Annotated in this window: 13 protein-coding genes; 5 read left to right on the top strand and 8 right to left on the bottom strand. The window is 69.5% G+C overall.

Annotation, left to right across the window (positions count from 1 at the left end):
• The first annotated feature begins 22 nt into the window (after window positions 1-22).
• Window positions 23-1390 carry an 8-oxoguanine deaminase gene (locus tag V5D55_RS04145; RefSeq protein ID WP_435747959.1) on the top strand — a complete coding sequence of 456 codons (1368 nt, stop codon included), beginning with the start codon at window positions 23-25 and terminating at the stop codon, window positions 1388-1390.
• 66 nt (window positions 1391-1456) lie between these two features.
• Window positions 1457-2920, top strand: coding sequence for a nucleobase:cation symporter-2 family protein (locus tag V5D55_RS04140; RefSeq protein WP_435747957.1), 1464 nt, complete (start codon window positions 1457-1459; stop codon window positions 2918-2920).
• Window positions 2921-2947: 27 nt separating this feature from the next.
• On the opposite strand, the gene V5D55_RS04135 is transcribed toward V5D55_RS04140, so the two are convergent.
• The 3 genes from V5D55_RS04135 to V5D55_RS04125 are packed head-to-tail and all read right to left on the bottom strand — an operon-like array spanning window position 2948 to window position 6196.
• A complete protein-coding gene (locus V5D55_RS04135) occupies window positions 2948-3877 on the bottom strand; it encodes an acetamidase/formamidase family protein (protein ID WP_435747955.1) in 930 nt (309 codons plus the stop codon).
• Window positions 3874-5283, bottom strand: a complete 1410-nt coding sequence (locus tag V5D55_RS04130) for an APC family permease (RefSeq protein ID WP_435747953.1) — start codon at window positions 5281-5283, stop codon at window positions 3874-3876. Before V5D55_RS04130 ends, V5D55_RS04135 begins: the two co-directional genes overlap by 4 nt.
• Window positions 5284-5302: 19 nt before the next feature.
• On the bottom strand, window positions 5303-6196 hold the full coding sequence (locus V5D55_RS04125) for a proline iminopeptidase-family hydrolase (protein WP_435747951.1): 894 nt from the start codon (window positions 6194-6196) through the stop codon (window positions 5303-5305).
• A gap of 77 nt (window positions 6197-6273) precedes the next feature.
• Here V5D55_RS04125 and V5D55_RS04120 point away from each other — a divergent pair, with 77 nt between their 5' ends.
• Complete coding sequence (locus V5D55_RS04120) at window positions 6274-6993, top strand: FadR/GntR family transcriptional regulator (protein ID WP_435747949.1); 720 nt, start codon at window positions 6274-6276, stop codon at window positions 6991-6993.
• 167 nt (window positions 6994-7160) lie between these two features.
• On the opposite strand, the gene V5D55_RS04115 is transcribed toward V5D55_RS04120, so the two are convergent.
• Window positions 7161-7748 (bottom strand): nitroreductase family protein, encoded by a 588-nt coding sequence (locus tag V5D55_RS04115; RefSeq protein ID WP_435747947.1) that lies wholly within the window; start codon window positions 7746-7748, stop codon window positions 7161-7163.
• Window positions 7749-7844: 96 nt separating this feature from the next.
• Entirely contained in the window at window positions 7845-8753 is a 909-nt protein-coding gene (locus tag V5D55_RS04110) for a LysR substrate-binding domain-containing protein (protein WP_435747945.1), read from the bottom strand.
• 135 nt (window positions 8754-8888) lie between these two features.
• Between V5D55_RS04110 and V5D55_RS04105 the strand changes: the two genes are divergently transcribed.
• The gene (locus V5D55_RS04105; protein WP_435747943.1) at window positions 8889-12350 is read left to right on the top strand and encodes a proline dehydrogenase family protein; all 3462 of its coding nucleotides are present in this window, start codon (window positions 8889-8891) and stop codon (window positions 12348-12350) included.
• A 190-nt stretch (window positions 12351-12540) separates the two neighbouring features.
• Window positions 12541-13293 (top strand): lysostaphin resistance A-like protein, encoded by a 753-nt coding sequence (locus V5D55_RS04100; protein WP_435747941.1) that lies wholly within the window; start codon window positions 12541-12543, stop codon window positions 13291-13293.
• A 60-nt stretch (window positions 13294-13353) separates the two neighbouring features.
• Here the strand turns inward: V5D55_RS04100 and V5D55_RS04095 are convergent, their stop codons facing one another.
• From V5D55_RS04095 to V5D55_RS04085, 3 genes are all read right to left on the bottom strand, one after another.
• Complete coding sequence (locus tag V5D55_RS04095) at window positions 13354-14475, bottom strand: ABC transporter permease (protein ID WP_435747939.1); 1122 nt, start codon at window positions 14473-14475, stop codon at window positions 13354-13356.
• On the bottom strand, window positions 14472-15368 hold the full coding sequence (locus V5D55_RS04090; protein ID WP_435747937.1) for an ABC transporter ATP-binding protein: 897 nt from the start codon (window positions 15366-15368) through the stop codon (window positions 14472-14474). The genes V5D55_RS04095 and V5D55_RS04090 overlap by 4 nt, the downstream gene beginning before the upstream one ends.
• Before the next feature lie 179 nt (window positions 15369-15547).
• Window positions 15548-16720 carry a benzoate/H(+) symporter BenE family transporter gene (locus V5D55_RS04085; RefSeq protein WP_435747935.1) on the bottom strand — a complete coding sequence of 391 codons (1173 nt, stop codon included), beginning with the start codon at window positions 16718-16720 and terminating at the stop codon, window positions 15548-15550.
• Between the last annotated feature and the right edge of the window lie 9 nt (window positions 16721-16729).

Here is a 16729-nt window from a genome sequence, read left to right as displayed (position 1 = left end):
CTCATACGGATGGAGTCTCCTCATGTCTCAGCACTCGACCAGCGTGTGGCTCAAGAACCCGCTCGGCATCTACACCGGAACCGACGCCGACGCCTCGGGCGGAGTCGTCATCGAGGGCTCGCGCGTGCGCGAGCTCATCCCGGCGGGCGGCGCGCCCACGGCCCCGGTCGACGAGGTCGTGGATGCCTCGCGGCACGTCGTGATCCCCGGACTCATCAACACGCACCACCACTTCTACCAGACGCTCACCCGCGCCTGGCGGCCGGTCGTCAGCGCCGAGCTCTTCCCGTGGCTCAAAGGCCTCTACGGTGTCTGGGCCGGCCTCACGCCCCGCGATCTCGAGCTGGCGACGACCGCCGCCCTCGCCGAACTGCTGCTCTCCGGCTGCACCACCGCCGCCGACCACCACTACCTGTTCCCGAACGGCCTCGAAGACGCGATCGACGTGCAGGTCGACGTCGTGAAGAAGCTCGGGATGCGGGCGACACTCACCCGCGGATCGATGTCGCTCGGCGAGGAGGACGGCGGCCTCCCGCCACAGTCGACCGTGCAGGATGCTGACACGATCCTCGCCGACAGCGAGCGGCTCATCGGCGCGTACCACGAGCGCGGCGACGGCGCCTTCGTGCAGATCGGGCTCGCGCCGTGCTCGCCGTTCTCGGTCACCACCGGGGTCATGCGCGACACCGCCGCTCTCGCCGAACGGCTCGACGTGCGTCTGCACACCCACCTCGCCGAAACCCTCGACGAGGAGGACTTCTGCCGCGAGATGTTCGGCCTGCGCACCGTCGACTACCTCGAGAGCGTCGGCTGGCTGTCGGACCGCACGTGGCTTGCCCACGGCATCCACTTCGACGACGCCGAGATCGCACGGCTGGGAGCCGCCGGCACCGCCGTGTCGCACTGCGCGACCTCCAACATGCGGCTCGCCTCCGGCATCGCCCGCGCGCTCGAGCTCGAGGACGCCGGAGCCCCCGTCGGGCTGGGCGTCGACGGTTCGGCATCCAATGACGGCTCGAACATGATCCAGGAGGTGCGCCAGGCGCTCTACCTGCAGCGTCTGCGCTACGGCGCCGCGGCCGTCACCCCGGAACGTGCGCTCGGCTGGGCGACGGCGGGATCGGCGCGGGCACTCGGCCGCTCCGACGTCGGCGTCCTCGCACCCGGCACGCAGGCCGACCTGGCGATGTTCACCCTCGACGAGCTGCGCTTCTCCGGCAGCCACGATCCGGTCGCCGCTCTCCTGCTCTGCGGCGCCGAGCGCGCCGACCGCGTCATGGTCGGCGGCAGCTGGCGCGTGCTCGACGGCCAGATCGTGGGACTCGACATCCCCCAGCTCATCGCCCACCACAGCGAGGCGGCCAGAGGCCTCCTCGCCCGACACTCCTGACGCGCGACTCCTGACGCGCAGCATCCCGAACCGCAGCATCCCCGCACAACCGACGAAGAGGTCGACATGAACAAGCAGAAGACGGTCGCGACGCGACCCGAAGACGAGCGGATGCCGCTCGGCAGCACCATCGCGTACGGCATCCAGCACGTGCTCACGATGTACGGCGGCATCATCGCGCCGCCGCTCATCATCGGCTCGATGGCGGGGTTGAGCGGCGCCGAGGTCGGTGTGCTGATCACGGCCTGCCTGTTCATGGGCGGCCTCGCCACGATCCTGCAGACCGTCGGCATCCCGTTCTTCGGATCCCAGCTGCCGCTCGTGCAGGGCGTCTCCTTTGCGGGCGTCGCGACGATGGGGGCGATCGTGACGAGCGGCGGCGGACTGCCCGCGGTCTTCGGCGCGGTCATCGTCGCGTCGATCATCGGTCTGCTGATCGCCCCGGTGTTCGCCACGATCATCCGCTTCTTCCCGCCGGTCGTCACCGGGGTCGTCATAACGATCATCGGCCTCACCCTGCTGCCGGTGGCCGCGGGCTGGGCGATGGGCGGCAACAGTCAGGCCGACGACTTCGGAGACCCGCAGAACCTGCTGCTCGCGGCCATCACCTTCGTCATCGTGCTGGTGCTCAGCAAGGTCAGGATCGGCGCGATCTCGCGTCTGGCGATCCTGCTCGCGATCGTGCTCGGCACGATCCTCGCCGCGATCCTCGGCCGCGTCGACTTCGCCGCGGTCGGCGACGGGCCGATCTTCGCCCTGCCCAGTGTGTTCGGGTTCGGGATGCCCACGTTCGAGATCGCCGGCATCATCTCGATGTTCATCGTGATCCTGGTGACCCTCACCGAGACCACGGCCGACATCCTGGCCGTCGGCGAGATCGTCGGCACCAAGGTCGACTCGAAGCGGATCGCGGCCGGGCTCCGCGCCGACATGCTCTCGAGCGCGGTCTCGCCGGTCTTCGGCTCGTTCACCCAGTCCGCGTTCGCGCAGAACGTCGGCCTCGTCGCGATCACCGGCGTCAAGAGCCGGTTCGTGGTGACCGCGGGCGGCGTCGTGCTGGTCGTGCTCGGTCTGCTTCCGGTGCTCGGGCGGGTCGTCGCCGCGGTGCCGACCCCGGTGCTGGGTGGCGCGGGCATCGTGCTGTTCGGCAGCGTCGCGGCCAGCGGCATCCGCACCCTCGCGAAGGTCGACTATCGCGGCAACATGAACCTGGTCATCGTGGCCTCGTCGATCGGCATCGGCATGCTGCCGATCGCGGCGCCCACGATCTATGACCAGATGCCCGCCTGGTTCATCACGATCTTCCACTCCGGCATCAGCTCGGCGGCGGTCGCGGCGATCCTGCTCAACCTGCTCTTCAACCACCTGGGCAAGCCCGCGGGCAAGGACGCGTCGGTGCTCGCCGCCGCTCCGACCCGCAGCATCCCGATCGCCTACCTCGACGCCTTCGAAGACGGCGACTCGATCGTCGACGGCAAGATCGTCGACCGGGACGGCAAAGAGGTCGAGGTCGAGCGACCCGACCACTGAGCAGTCGGGTCGCTCGGGAGCGCGGCGCTACAGCACCGACTTCGGCAGGCGGTGCAGGGTGACCGCGCCCACGGCGGCGAACGGATGCAAGGGGTCGGGCTCGCTCGACCCCGTGGGGCCGCCGAGCTTCGAGTCCACCAGGGCGCTCATCACGGCGAACGCGTCCATCGAGCTCCACCCCTGCTCCGTCACGAGGAAGTCGTACGCATCCTCGTAGCCGCGCGTGATGCTCTCCTGCACCGGATCGCCGAGCCCGACGAACACCCAGGCGTCGGCGGTCTCGATGCGGGGCGCGCGCAGGGTGAGTCCCGGCACGAGGTCGATGCTGACCACGGCGATGCCTTCCGCCTCGATCGCGACGAAGGACGACTCGCCCTCGCTCATGATCGCGTGGATGTCGCCGATAGACAGCATCGCTCCGTCGACCTCGACCGGCAGGTAGACGATCGAACCCGGGGCTGCCTCGGTGACGTCCATGTTGCCGCCGAGCGCGGTCGTGGGCATCACGGTCGAGTGCACGCCCGCGGCCGGGGCGGTGCCGATGCACCCCATCATCGGGCGCGGGGCGACGACGTGCCGATCGGTGAGGTGCACGCCTGCCTCGTCGATCGGGATGCGCCGCGACGCGACCTTGTCACCCATCCGGTGGCGGAGCGCCCCGATGCCCGGGAGGCTCTGCGACCAGCCGCAGTTCTTCAGGCGGATCTCGTGGATCGTCACCGCGATCGTGTCGCCGGGCTTCGCTCCCTCGATCCACACCGGACCCGTGACGGGGTTGATCGGCGCGGAGAGCGCGGCGAGGTCGCCGTGGTCGTGCAGCTCGCGGTACACCGCGTCATCCGTCTCGAATCCGATCCGCTCTCCCGTGCCCGGATGGATCCGCAGCACCGGCTCGACGTCCGACCGGAAGCCGGGGCGACCGAGGTACTTGCCGAGGAAGTGGTCCATTCCGGTCATTCCGGCTTCCCTCCGCTCGTGGACGCGTGCTCCTGCAGCGGCGCGGGGTTCGCCCCGTTGCGGATGCGGAAGACGACGAACACGATGACCCCGACGGCGAGCCAGATCACTCCGCCGATCTTCGCCTCGGCGGAGGCGTTGAACAGGACATAGCCGATGATGAGGAACCCGCACAGCGGTACGACCAGGTGCAGCAGCCAGTTGCGCGACCGCTGACGCACGACGTAGTGCCAGAAGACCGCGATGTGCAGCAGGAGGAAGCCGAACAGTGCGCCGAAGTTCACCAGTGAGGAGATCACTCCGATCTGACCCACGAAGAACAGCACGAGCACGATGCTCAGCGCACTGACGACCAGGATCGCGTACACCGGCACCTGGCGCGCGTTGATCTTCGAGAAGAATGCCGGCAGCTGCCGGTCGCGGCTCATCGAGTAGAGCAGGCGCGAAGTGGCGGCCTGTGCCGCGACGGCGTTCGCGATGCCGACGGCGATGACGTTGACCGCGAGGAACGCGGTCGCCCAGCCGCTGCCGGCGGCCTGCGCGACGATCGAGAAGAACGCGTTGTTGACCTCGTCATCGGAGAACGACACGGTGCCCGCGGCCAGCGCACTGGCGAGCCAGGTCTGCAGGACGAAGAGCGTCGCGACGATGAACAGCGCGATGATCATGGCGCGGCCGGCCGGGTTCTTCTTGCCCGTGGTCTCCTCCGACAGAGTCGAGATGCCGTCGAAGCCGAGGAAGCTCAGGACCGCGATCGACAGCGCGGCGGCGATCAGGGGCGGGTCGACCTTGGCGGGATCCCAGAGCTGCGCCAGCGAGAACGAGGAGCCCTCGATGGTCTGACCCGTGAGCGCGGACACCGCGATGATCACGAAGATCGCGACGAAGACGAGCTCGATGGCGAGGAACACGCGGTTCGCGACGGTGATCGACCCGATGCCGAGCACGTTGATCACGGTGTTGACCGCCACGCACAGGATCGCCCAGAGCCACTCCGGGCTGTCGGGGAAGATGCCCCGCATCGAGGATGCCGCGAAGACGTAGAGCAGGGTCGGGACCAGCAGGTAGTCCAGCAGGATCGCCCAGCCCGCGAAGAAGCCGGCGATCGGGTGCGTCCCGCGGCCGACGTACGAGAAGACGGAGCCGGCGAGGGGGAACGACTTCGCCATCTGGGCGTAGCCGAGCGCGGTGAAGATCATCGCGACCAGCCCGACCAGGTAGACGAGCGGGACCATCCCCTTCGACTCGTTGAACACGACGCCGAAGATCGCCCACGGCGCGATCGGCACCATGAACACCAGGCCGTACACGACGAGGTCGAAGGTGGAGACGGAGCGCTTGAGCTCCTGCTTGTAGCCGAAGGACTCCAGCCGGGGCTGGCCCTCGGAGGGGACGGTGGTGGTCATGGTTCTCCTGTTTCGGGTGTCAGGGGTGCTGCATGAGGAAGTCGGCGATGACGTGTCGGAACTCTTCCGGCTGTTCGAGGTGCACGCAGTGGCTGGCGCCCGGGAACACGTGACCGATGGCGCCGGGGATGAGGTCGACGAACGGCTGCCATGTCGCGGGCGTCGCCTCGTCGTGCTCGCCGGCGACGACGAGTGTCGGGACGCGGGTCTCGGGCAGGCGGTCGATCACCGACCAGTCGCGAAGCGTGCCGATCACGTGGAACTCGTTCGGCCCGTTCATGGTGTGGTACACCGTCGGATCGGCGAGCATCTGCGCCTCGCTGTCGACGAAGTCCTGCGGCATCGGCACGGTGCGGCAGACGTGCCGCTCGTAGAAGAGCCGGGTGGCGTCGAGGTAGTCGGGGTGGTCGAGGGTGCCGGCAGCCTCGTGCTCCGCGAGGGCGTCGCGCGCAGCATCCGGCAGCGCATCGCGCAACTTCGCGGCCTCGCTCACCCAGAGCGGCATCGACGCAGGGGAGTTGCAGATCATCAGACCGCGCAGCCCCTCCGGCTGCCGGACGGCGATCTCGGCCCCGAGCATGCCGCCCCATGACTGCCCGAGCACGTGGTACTCGTCGATGCCGAGGTGCTCGCGCAGCGCGTGGAACTCTTCCACGAAGTACGCGGGGGTCCACCGCTCGGCGGGTGCGTCGGGGTGGTGAGAGCTGCGTCCGCAGCCGATCTGGTCGTAGTGGATCACGGTGCGACCGGTCAGGTCGGCGAGAGCGGCGATGTTCTGCACGTAGTCGTGCGCCATGCCGGGTCCGCCGTGCAGGACGAAGAGCGGCGCGAGATCGCGGGGCGCCTCGGGCTCGGATCGGCGGTACCAGGTGAAGCCGTCGTCGAACGGCGCGGTGGACTCAGTGACGTGCATGAGGACATGGTGGCGGTTAAATGGTCCGGTGTAAACCATTTTCTGCGAAGGTTACGCAGGGTGGAAGACTGAGGGCGATGACCGAGACCGACGACACCCTGATAGATCGCACGACGGATCGGCTGATCACCGCCGTGGCGATCGGCGAGTTCCTGCCCGGGACGCGCCTGCCTGCCGAGAGGGATCTCGCCCGTTCCCTCGGCGTCGGCCGCACCACCGCACGTGCCGCCCTCGAGCGCCTGGTGGACAGGGGCATCCTCGAGAAGCAGCGCGGTCGCGCCGGCGGCTCATTCGTGAAGGAGGAGTGGCCGACCTCCCAGGTGGCGGCGGTCGCGCGCTGGCTCGAGGAGCAGTGGCCGCAGCTGGTCGACGCCGCGATCGCGGGGACGCACCTGCACGGGGCCGTCGCCCGCCTCGCGGCGAGCAATCGCACCGACGACGACATCGAGCGCCTCGAGAGCTGCCTCGCGGACTTCCGGGATGCGGAGAGTGGCGCAGCCCGCCAGCACGCCGACAGCATCCTCCATCTGGCGATCATCGCCGCCGCGCACAACGAGACGCTCTCGGCGATCGTGCTCGATCACGAACGCCGGTTCACGATCATCGCCCCCGCGCACCCGTGGGGCGATTCGGCGAGCCGCCCGGCGATGGAGGAGCGGGCCGGGCGCGAGCACGGAGAGCTGGTCGCGGCGATCGTCGACGGGCGCGTCGACGATGCAGGGCGGATCGCCCAGCGCCACGTCGAGATCGACCTGGAGCTGCTCGACGCGGCCCGCCGCCGCGCCCTCACCCGCTGACGCCGGCGAACGGATACCGCGGTCGGCTCCTCCGATCCGGGGCTCGACTCGTGCCGGGATCCACTCGTCTCACTTTGCAGGTCGAGAAAACGGATGCAGGTCCGGAAGGGCATTCCGGACCTGCATCCGTACTTCTTGCCTGCGGACGGCCCGGGGCGACGGCGCGGTCAGGCGCTGAGGATGACCGTCTCGCCGATCGCGCGACGCACGCGTGGGGCGACCTCACGCTGCTGCAGCACCTCGGGAAGGCTCTCGACGTCGCCGAACTCGCCGACCGCGATCACGGTCATCGGCACGAAGCGGGGCTCGAGGTCGGCGAATTCGCGCACGACCTCGGCGTCGAAACCGCTCATCTGGTGCACGACGAGGCCGTCGTGGTGAGCCTGAACGGAGAAGTGCGCGACGGCCTGGCCCAGGTCGTAGGCGGCGTGCGTGATGAGGGTACCCTCGGCGTTCGCGGTCTCGGCGATCGCGACGATCAGCACCGCGGCGTTGCCCGCCCACGTCTGGTTGAAGCCCATCAGCGCGTTCACGACCTGTGCGTGCAACGCGGTGCCGCGGCGGGCGACGATGAAGCGCCACGGCTGGCTGTTGTTGGCGGAGGGGCTCCAGCGGGCGGCCTCGAGCGCGGTGGCGAGCTTGGCCTCGTCGATCGCGTTGTTCGCGTCGTAGGCGCGCGGGCTCCAGCGTCCGGCCAGGACGTCGAGGACGGGGTGCTCGGTCGGGGCGGTGCGATCGATGACGGGAGTGCTCATGGGAGTGCCTTTCGGGAGGAGTCGATCGGACTCCTTCGTCCGGCGTACAGGGGTCAGAACGCATGCACGTGCATGCATATTCCCGACGTCGCGATCTCAGTCGGGCAGGATCCGATCGGCGGCGGATGCCAGAGCGCGGCGCACCGCGCGGATCGACGGCGCCGCGGCAGATACCCGCCGCGCCGAGGAGAAGATCTCGCGCCGCGGACCCTGGGGGAGGGGAGTCAGGTCGACCGTCGGGGTGTCGCCCGCCCAGACGAGCTCGGGCAGCAGTCCGACCGCGAGGCCCGCGTGGATCAGCCGCGCGTGGGCGGTGAGGTCGGCGATCTCGAACCGCACATCGGGCTCGAATCCCGCAGTGCGGCAGAGCTGTTCCGCCCACGCCCGCGACGCGGTGCCCGCGGGCTCGAGCACCCAGGGGGCGTCACGCGTCGACCACAGCGCGGCGACGGCATCCTCCTTCTCCCCGCTCCCCGGGCGTCGCGCGAGGGCGATCGCATCGTGCGCGAGCACGACCCGGTCGAGGTCGGCGTGGATCGGGCGCGTGCGACCGGGGTACTGCTCGGCGAGGATCAGGTCGAAGTCGCGACTCGAGACGCCGACGAGCCCTGTCTCCGGATCGCACTCCGTGACCTCGACGCGGAGGGCGGGATGCCGCTCCCTGAGCGCCTCCAGCGCGCCGGGCAGCAAGGAGTGCGCGGTGGACTGGAAGACGGCGATGTGCACGGTTCCGGTCACCTCGGTCAGCGACTCCGCGACCGCGACCTGGGCGTGCTCCAGCTGATCGAGGATGCCGATCGCCTGCGCCACGAGCACGTTCCCCTGCGGCGTGAACTGCACGCCGCGGCCCACTCGGCGCAGCAACGGCACGCCCACATCGCGCTCCAGGGCGCTCAGCTGCTGCGACACCGATGCTTTGCTGTAGGAGAGTGCATCGGCGACGGCGGACAGCGTTCCGCGGCGGGACAGCTCCACCAGCATCCGCAGGCGGTTGATGTCGAGCACGGCCGGTCCATTCGTTCAGTTTGAGTGAACAGAATTCACGCAATTCGGTTGATAGACGGAGCCTACCGAGCGGGCGGACAATGATCCAGCCGCACACGATCCCCGGGTGTGCGATCTCTCCGGAAGGCACCGCCCATGTCTGTCGACGTCGACATCCACCCGCACACCGACACCCCGCGCACCGATCAGGTCGCCGCCCTCGTGCAGCGCTGGCTCGCCGAGAGCGAGACGCACCCCGTCGAACCGGCCGCCCAGCGGCTGTCCGAGGTGCTCAAGGATCCGAACGGCCTCGCCTTCACCGTCGGCTTCGTCGACGGCGTGATGCGCCCGGAAGACCTGCGCGTCGCCGGCCGCAAGCTCGCGGAGATCTCGGAGATCACCCCGGCGCTGCTGCCCGGCTACCTCCGAGCCGCCATCAAGACCGGCGGCTTCTGGGCCCCCAAGCTCCCCGGCATCGTGGTGCCCATCTCGCGCCGGGTGCTGCGCGCCATGGTCGGCCACCTCGTGCTCGACGCCACCCCCTCGAAGCTCGGTCCCGCGATCGCGAAGCTCCGCAAGAGCGGCAACCGCCTGAACCTCAACCTCCTCGGCGAGGCCGTGCTCGGCGAGCGCGAGGCCGGGCGCCGCCTGCAGGGAACCAGTGACTTCCTCGCTCGCAGCGACGTCGACTACGTGTCGATCAAGGTGTCCAGCGTCGTCAGCCAGCTGTCGATGTGGTCGTTCGACGAGGCCGTGGCAGACGTCGTCACGAAGCTCACCCCGCTGTACGAGCTCGCCGCGCGCTCGGAGGGCAAGGGCAAGACCAAGTTCATCAACCTCGACATGGAGGAGTACCGCGACCTCGACCTCACGATCGCGGCCTTCACCAGCATCCTCGACCAGCCCGGGCTGGAGAACCTCGAGGCCGGCATCGTGCTGCAGGCGTATCTGCCTGACGCGCTCGCCGCGATGCAGCACCTGCAGGAGTGGGCGGCCGCCCGTCGGGCGAAGGGCGGAGCGCCGATCAAGGTGCGCGTCGTGAAGGGCGCCAACCTCGCGATGGAGGAGGTCGACGCCGCGGTCCACGACTGGCCCCTCGCCACATACGGCACCAAGCAGGACTCCGACACGAACTACAAGCGCGTGCTCGACTGGTCCATGACGCCCGAGCGGATGGATGCCGTGCGCATCGGCGTCGCCGGCCACAACCTCTTCGACATCGCGTACACCTGGCTGCTGGCGCAGGCGCGCGGGGTCACCGCGCAGGTCGAGTACGAGATGCTGCTCGGCATGGCCACCGGGCAGGCCGAGGCGGTCCGCAAGGACGTCGGGCAGCTCCTGCTCTACACGCCGGTGGTGAACCCCGCCGAGTTCGACGTCGCGATCGCGTACCTCGTGCGTCGCCTGGAAGAGAACGCGAGCCCGGAGAACTTCATGTCTGCCGTGTTCGAGCTCGCCTCGAACCCGACACTCCTCACCCGCGAGCGGGAGCGCTTCGAGCGCTCGCTCGCCGCCCTCGAGGCAGACCGGTCGGTCCCGGCATCCCACCGCGTGCAGAACCGGCAGACCGAGAACGCAGCGGATGCCGGCACCACCGGTTTCGCCAACCAGCCTGACACCGACCCCGCGATCGACGCCAACCGCACCTGGGGCCGCGACATCCTCGCCCGTTCGGTGCGCTCGACGCTGGGTCTCGACACCATCGCGATCGCGAAGGTCGAGACGGATGCGGAACTCGACGATATCTTCGCCGCCGCCACCGCCGCGGCGTCGAAATGGGCCGCGCTGCCGGCCGCCGAGCGCGCAGCCGTGCTGCACCGTGCCGGTGACGAGCTCGCCGCGCGCCGCGGACAGCTGATCGAGATCATGGCCCACGAGGCCGGCAAGACGATCGCCGAGGCAGACCCCGAGATCAGCGAGGCGATCGACTTCGCGCACTACTACGCCGAGCGTGCCAAGGACCTCGAGGCCGTCTCCGGCGCCGAGTTCGTGCCGTCGAAGGTGACCGTCGTCACGCCGCCGTGGAACTTCCCTGTCGCGATCCCCGCCGGTGGAGTGCTCGCCGGTCTCGCATCCGGATCCGGTGTCATCATCAAGCCGGCCAAGCTCACCCAGCGCTGCGGCGCGGTCATGATCGAGGCGCTCTGGGCGGCCGGTGTGCCGCGCGACCTGCTCGCACTCGTCGACCTGGCATCGCGAGACCTCGGCACGCGTCTGGTCGCGAGCCCCGCGGTCGACCGGGTCATCCTCACCGGTGCCTACGAGACGGCGCAGCTGTTCCGCTCGTTCCGCTCCGACCTGCCGCTCCTCGCCGAGACCAGCGGGAAGAACGCGATCGTCGTGACTCCGTCGGCCGACCTCGACCTCGCCGCCGCCGACGTCGCCAAGAGCGCCTTCGGCCACGCCGGGCAGAAGTGCTCCGCGGCATCCCTCGTGATCCTGGTCGGATCGGTCACGGAGTCGAAGAGGTTCGAGCGTCAGCTCGTCGACGCGGTCACGTCGATGCGCGTCGGCCTGCCCGATGACCCGGCCACGCAGATGGGGCCGATCATCGAGCCCGCGTCGGGCAAGCTGCTCACTGCGCTCACGAAGCTGGAGAAGGGCGAGCGCTGGCTGGTGGAGCCGAAGAAGCTGGATGCCGACGGCACGCAGTGGACGCCCGGTGTCAAGACCGGCGTCGCCGAGGGCTCGTACTTCCACCTGACCGAGTTCTTCGGCCCGGTGCTCGGCGTCATGCGCGCCAAGGACCTCGACGAGGCCATCCGCCTGCAGAACGCGGTCGACTACGGCCTCACCGCCGGCCTGCACTCGCTCGACTCCGCCGAGGTCGCCACGTGGCTCGACCGCGTCGAGGCCGGCAACCTGTACGTGAACCGCGGCATCACCGGCGCGATCGTGCAGCGTCAGCCGTTCGGCGGCTGGAAGCGCTCGGCAGTCGGCGCCGGCGCGAAGGCCGGCGGACCGAACTACCTCTTCGGGCTGGGCGACTGGGCGCCGGCGGAGCTCCCGGCGAGTGCGCACGACGCCGCCGTGATCCCCGCGGTCGAGGCCCTGCTCGGCGCGGCCGCGACCGACCTCGACGCGGTCGAGTCGGCGTGGTTGCACCGTGCCGCAGCATCCGATGAGCGGGCCTGGATCGACGAGTTCGGCGCGGTCTCCGACAAGTCGGGTCTCGGGGTGGAGCGCAACCTGTTCCGCTACCGCCCGGTCGCGACCGACGTGCGCATCTCGGAGCACGCACCGCTGGTCGACGGCATCCGCGTGCTCACCGCCGCGCTCCGCAGCGGCAGCCCCTTCACGGTCTCGGCGCCGGCCCTCCCGTCGCGCGTCGAGAAAGTGCTCCGTGCGCACGGCGTGACCGTGAAGCACGAGAAGGATGCCGCATGGCGGAAGCGCTACGCCAAGGCGTCCGGCAGCTGGCAGCGCCTGCGTCTCGTCGGCGGCGACGCTTCGGCGCTGCACGCCGCGCTCGGAGGATCGCCCGATGTGGCGGTGTGGTCGCACGCGGTCACCGGTGCCGGCCGGGTGGAGATGCTGCCGTTCCTGCACGAGCAGGCGGTGTCGATCACGAACCACCGATTCGGCAACCCGACGACCCTCACGGACGGCGTGATCTGACGACCTGCAGCAAAGGAATACGGTGGAGTTCCTTCCGCAGAACGATGTGCCGGCAGCACCCGCACGTCGACAATGAATGACGTTGCCCTCCGCGCCGCCCGCCGGCGCCGAGGGCACGTCCATGTCTGCATCCTCTCAAGGAGTTCCCATGTCACCTCGCGTCACACCCCGCGTCAGACCTCGCGTATGGATGGCGTTACCCGCCGTCGTCATCGTCCTCGCCCTCAGCGTCTTCATCGGTCCGACGGTCGCCATGTCGTCCGTTCCGAAGGGCAACTACCTGCTCTACGGTCTCGTCGTCCTCGGCGTGCTGCTCGCCGTGACGCTCCCCGTCCTGGCGCTCTTCGGGTGGCTGCGCGCGGTCTTCTTCGAGGAGAAGCGGGTCGGCGGCCTCCTGCCGACGCTCCTCGCGTTCGGACCCGTCCTCTACATCGTGTACTGCATCGTCACGACGCGGTGGAGCGAGGTCACGCTCGACATAGCGGTGACCACGCTCGTCCTCGCCGCGATCGCCGGTGTCGGTGAGGAGCTGGCCTTCCGCGGCGTCGCCGTCGTGACGCTGCGGGCACGGCTCTCCGAGGTCTGGGTCGCGGTGATCCCGGCGGTCGTGTTCGGTCTCATCCACCTCATCGGGCTGACCGGTGAGATGCCGGCGATCAATGTCTTCTACCAGGTCGGCTATGCGATCCTCTTCGGTTTCACGGCCTACGCGATCCGTCGAGTCACCGGCGGGCTCCTGATACCGATTCTGATCCACACGGCCAACAACGCCTTCGACACCATCGCCGACGAATCCGTCGGTGGTCCGTTCTACGATTTCGATCTGGTTTCAGATGGCATCTTCATCGGCGGTCTCGTGCTGGGCACGATCGCCATGATCCTCATCGTGCGCAACCGCGCGAACGACCCGAAGCCGTTCGTCCTGCCGGCGACCACGGCCTGAGGTACACGAAACCCCCTGCCGCGTGGCAGGGGGTTTCGTGCGTGAAGCGAAGCGTGCGCGTCAGCCGCGCAGCGCCTCTGCGAGCTTCACGCGCGTCCCCATGCGCAGCAGTGAGTTCTCGTAGATCTTCGCGCCGATCGCGATCGCGGCGACGCAGCTCGCGAGCAGGATGACGAGCGACAGCAGGGGCTCCCACCACTGCGCCTCTCCGACGAACAGCCGCATCGGCATCCCGACCGGGGCCGAGAATGGCACGTACGACATGATCGTCAGCACCAGCGGGTTGTCGTTGAAGACGATCACGAGCACGTACGGGGCCATCACCAGCATGGTGATCGGCGTCGTGGTCGACCCGATGTCCTCCTGTCGCGACACCATGGATGCCGCGGCGGCGAACAGTGCCGCGAGCAGGATGAACCCGAACAGGAAGAACACGGCGAACCAGATGATCGGGGCGCCGAGCATCGAGAGCACGTCCCGTTGACCGGTGACGATCAGGCCGATCGTGGCGATCGCCGCCAGGGCGAGGATCTGACCCATCGCCAGGACCGTGTTCCCGATCACCTTGCCGGCGAGCAGCGTGCGGGCCGGGATCGCCGAGAGCAGCACCTCGACCACGCGGGTCTGCTTCTCCTCCACCACGCTCTGCGCGATCGTGCCGCCGAAGGTCGCCGCGGCCATCATGAACACGAGGCCGAATCCGATCGCGATGAAGTACCGCAGGATCCAGGTCGTCGTCGCGGGTTCGAGGATCGTGACCTCCGGAGTCTGCGAGAGCGCCGACACCAGCGAGCTCGGGGCATCCTTCAGGGCGATGATCGTCACACCCGACGGGCCGTCTCCCGGGACGACCGCCGCATCGACCTTCTCGTCGCGGACCAGCTTCTCGGCCGCGGCCTGATCGGCGACCTCGGTCACGGTGAAGTTCGGCAGGGCAGACACCACGGAGGCGGTCTCCGAGGTCGCGGCCACCGGCGTCGTCTCGGTGGCGGCGCTCTTGCTGGCGAAACCGCCGATCACGATGCCGGCCAGCGCGAGGAGCAGCAGGATGCCGGTGGAGATCAGGAAGGCCTTGCTGCGGAGCTTGGATCCGATCTCGCGCTCTGCGACGAGCCAGACCTTCGAAGCCTGGGTGCCGGAACCTGTCGACGGCCGGATGGGGGCAGGGGCGGAAGTGCTCACTGGATGACCTCCTTGAAGATCTGCGCGAGGGACGGATGCTTGGGGGCGAAGCTCGCGACATCGCCGCGGTCGACGGCGGCGCGGAGCACGCGCTGGGCGGTCTCGGGGTCGTCGGCGTCGAAGAGGGCATAGCCGCCCTCGAAGTCGACGACCGTGACTCCCTGTTCCGTGCGGAGCCATCCGGCGTCACCGGCGGAGACCAGCTCGTAGCGGCTGCCGGCGTGCTCGGCGCGCAGCGCGTCGCGGGAGCCGGAGGCGCGGATCGTGCCGCCCGCGAGGATCACGAGGTCGTCGCAGAGGCGCTCGACCACATCGAGCTGGTGGGACGAGAAGAGGATCGATGCACCCTTCGCCGCGCTCGCCTGCAGCACGCCGGCGACCACGTCGACCGCGAGCGGGTCGAGGCCGGAGAAGGGCTCGTCGAGGATCAGCACCTCGGGGTCGTGCACCAGGGACGCCGCGATCTGCGCGCGCTGCTGGTTTCCGAGCGACAGCGACTCGATCGTGTCGCCCAGGCGCTCGCCCAGTCCCAGCTCGGTGAGCAGCTCGGTCGCACGGTTCGTGGCTTCCGCCTTGCCGTGTCCGTGCAAGCGGGCGAGGTACACGATCTGCTCGAGCACCTTCATCTTCGGGTAGAGGCCGCGCTCCTCCGGCATGTAGCCGAAGCGTCGACGATCCGTCGCCGTGAGCGGCGCGCCGTCGAGGTCGACCTGGCCGCCGTCCGAGGAGAGCAGACCGAGGACGATCCGCATCGTTGTGGTCTTGCCGGCGCCGTTGCCGCCGACGAAGCCCGTCAGCCGTCCCGGCTCCACCGTGAAGGACACGTCATCGAGCACCAGCCGCGAGCCGTAGCTCTTGGTGATGCCCCTGAGTTCGAGCTTTCCTGTCGTCACTTCGTCCGCTCCGTTCGCTCTGTACACCGCATGCCTTCACGCTACGGAGAGCCGGATGCCCCGGCATCCCCCCTACGGCGGATTCCGCGAGGCGGATGCTGAGCCGAGCTGGATCAGAAATGCTGCGGGATCAACCCCGGCAGCTGCATTTGTGATCCATCAATCGCGACGGGGGTGCGTCAGCGTCGGCCGGCGTGCAGGACGGTGCGCACGACGAGGCCGGCGACGAGCGCCCAGAATGCGGCGCTGACGCCGAGCAGCGAGATGCCGGATGCTGCGACGAGGAAGGTGACGACGGCGGGGATCCGCTCGCCGGGATCGTCGATCGCCTGCTGCACCGAGGCGCCGAACGCGGCGAACAGGGCGAGCCCGGCCACCGCGGGGATCACGGCTGCGGGGGCCAGGGCGACCAGAGCGGCGAAGGCGGCCGAGAACGCGCCGAGCACGAGGTACGACCCGCCGGTCGAGACGCCGGCGACCCAGCGGCGCTGCGGGTCGGGGTCGGCATCCGGAGAGGCGGCGAGGGCTGCGCTGATCGCCGCGAGGTTGATGGCGTGGCCTCCGGCCGGAGCGCCGAGCGCGGTCCCGAGCCCGGTCACGAGCATCGCCGGCCGCCACGGCACCTCGTAGCCGAAGCTGCGCATGATCGCGATCCCCGGCACGTTCTGCGAGGCCATGGTCACGATGAACAACGGCAGGGCGAGTCCGACCAGGGCGCCGACCGTGAACGTCGGCGCGGTGAGCTCCACCCGCGGCAGGAGCAGCGCAGGGTCGACGGGCGCCCCCGTGTGGATCAGCGACACCGCGACCACGACGGCCGCGGCGACGAACGCGAGGGGAACGGCCCACCGCGGCGCGAGGCGCGCGAAGAGCAGCCAGGTGAGCACGACCGGGATGACGCCCCAGGGGTTCGCGACGATCCCCGTGATCGGGGCCAGACAGAGCGGGAGGAGGACGCCGGCCAGCATCGCCTGCGCGATCGACGGCGGGATGCGGGCGATCAAGGCGCCGAGCGCCGGCCACACCGCCGTGAGCAGGATCAGGCCCGCCGCGACGAGGAAGGCGCCGACGGCCGCCGGCCACCCGCCGTCGACAGTGCCGGTCGCGACGAGCAGTGCCGCACCCGGTGTCGACCACGCGACCGTGATCGGCATCCGGTAGCGCCAGGCGAGCACGACGCATGCGAGACCCATCGTGAGGCTGACGGCGAGCAGCCCGCTGGCCGCCTGTGCCGGGGTCGCTCCGACCGCGTCGAGTCCGGTCAGCACGACCGCGAATGAGCTTGTGAACCCGACCAGTGCGGTCACCACCCCCGCCAGGATCGGACGGGAGAGGGGAGCGGCACCGGGCATGGTTCAGAG

It is taken from the genome of Microbacterium sp. PMB16 (assembly GCF_051294855.1).
Lineage (GTDB): Bacteria > Actinomycetota > Actinomycetes > Actinomycetales > Microbacteriaceae > Microbacterium.
The sequence above is the reverse complement of the archived record's forward strand: the minus strand, read 5'-3'. Positions and strand labels throughout refer to the sequence as shown.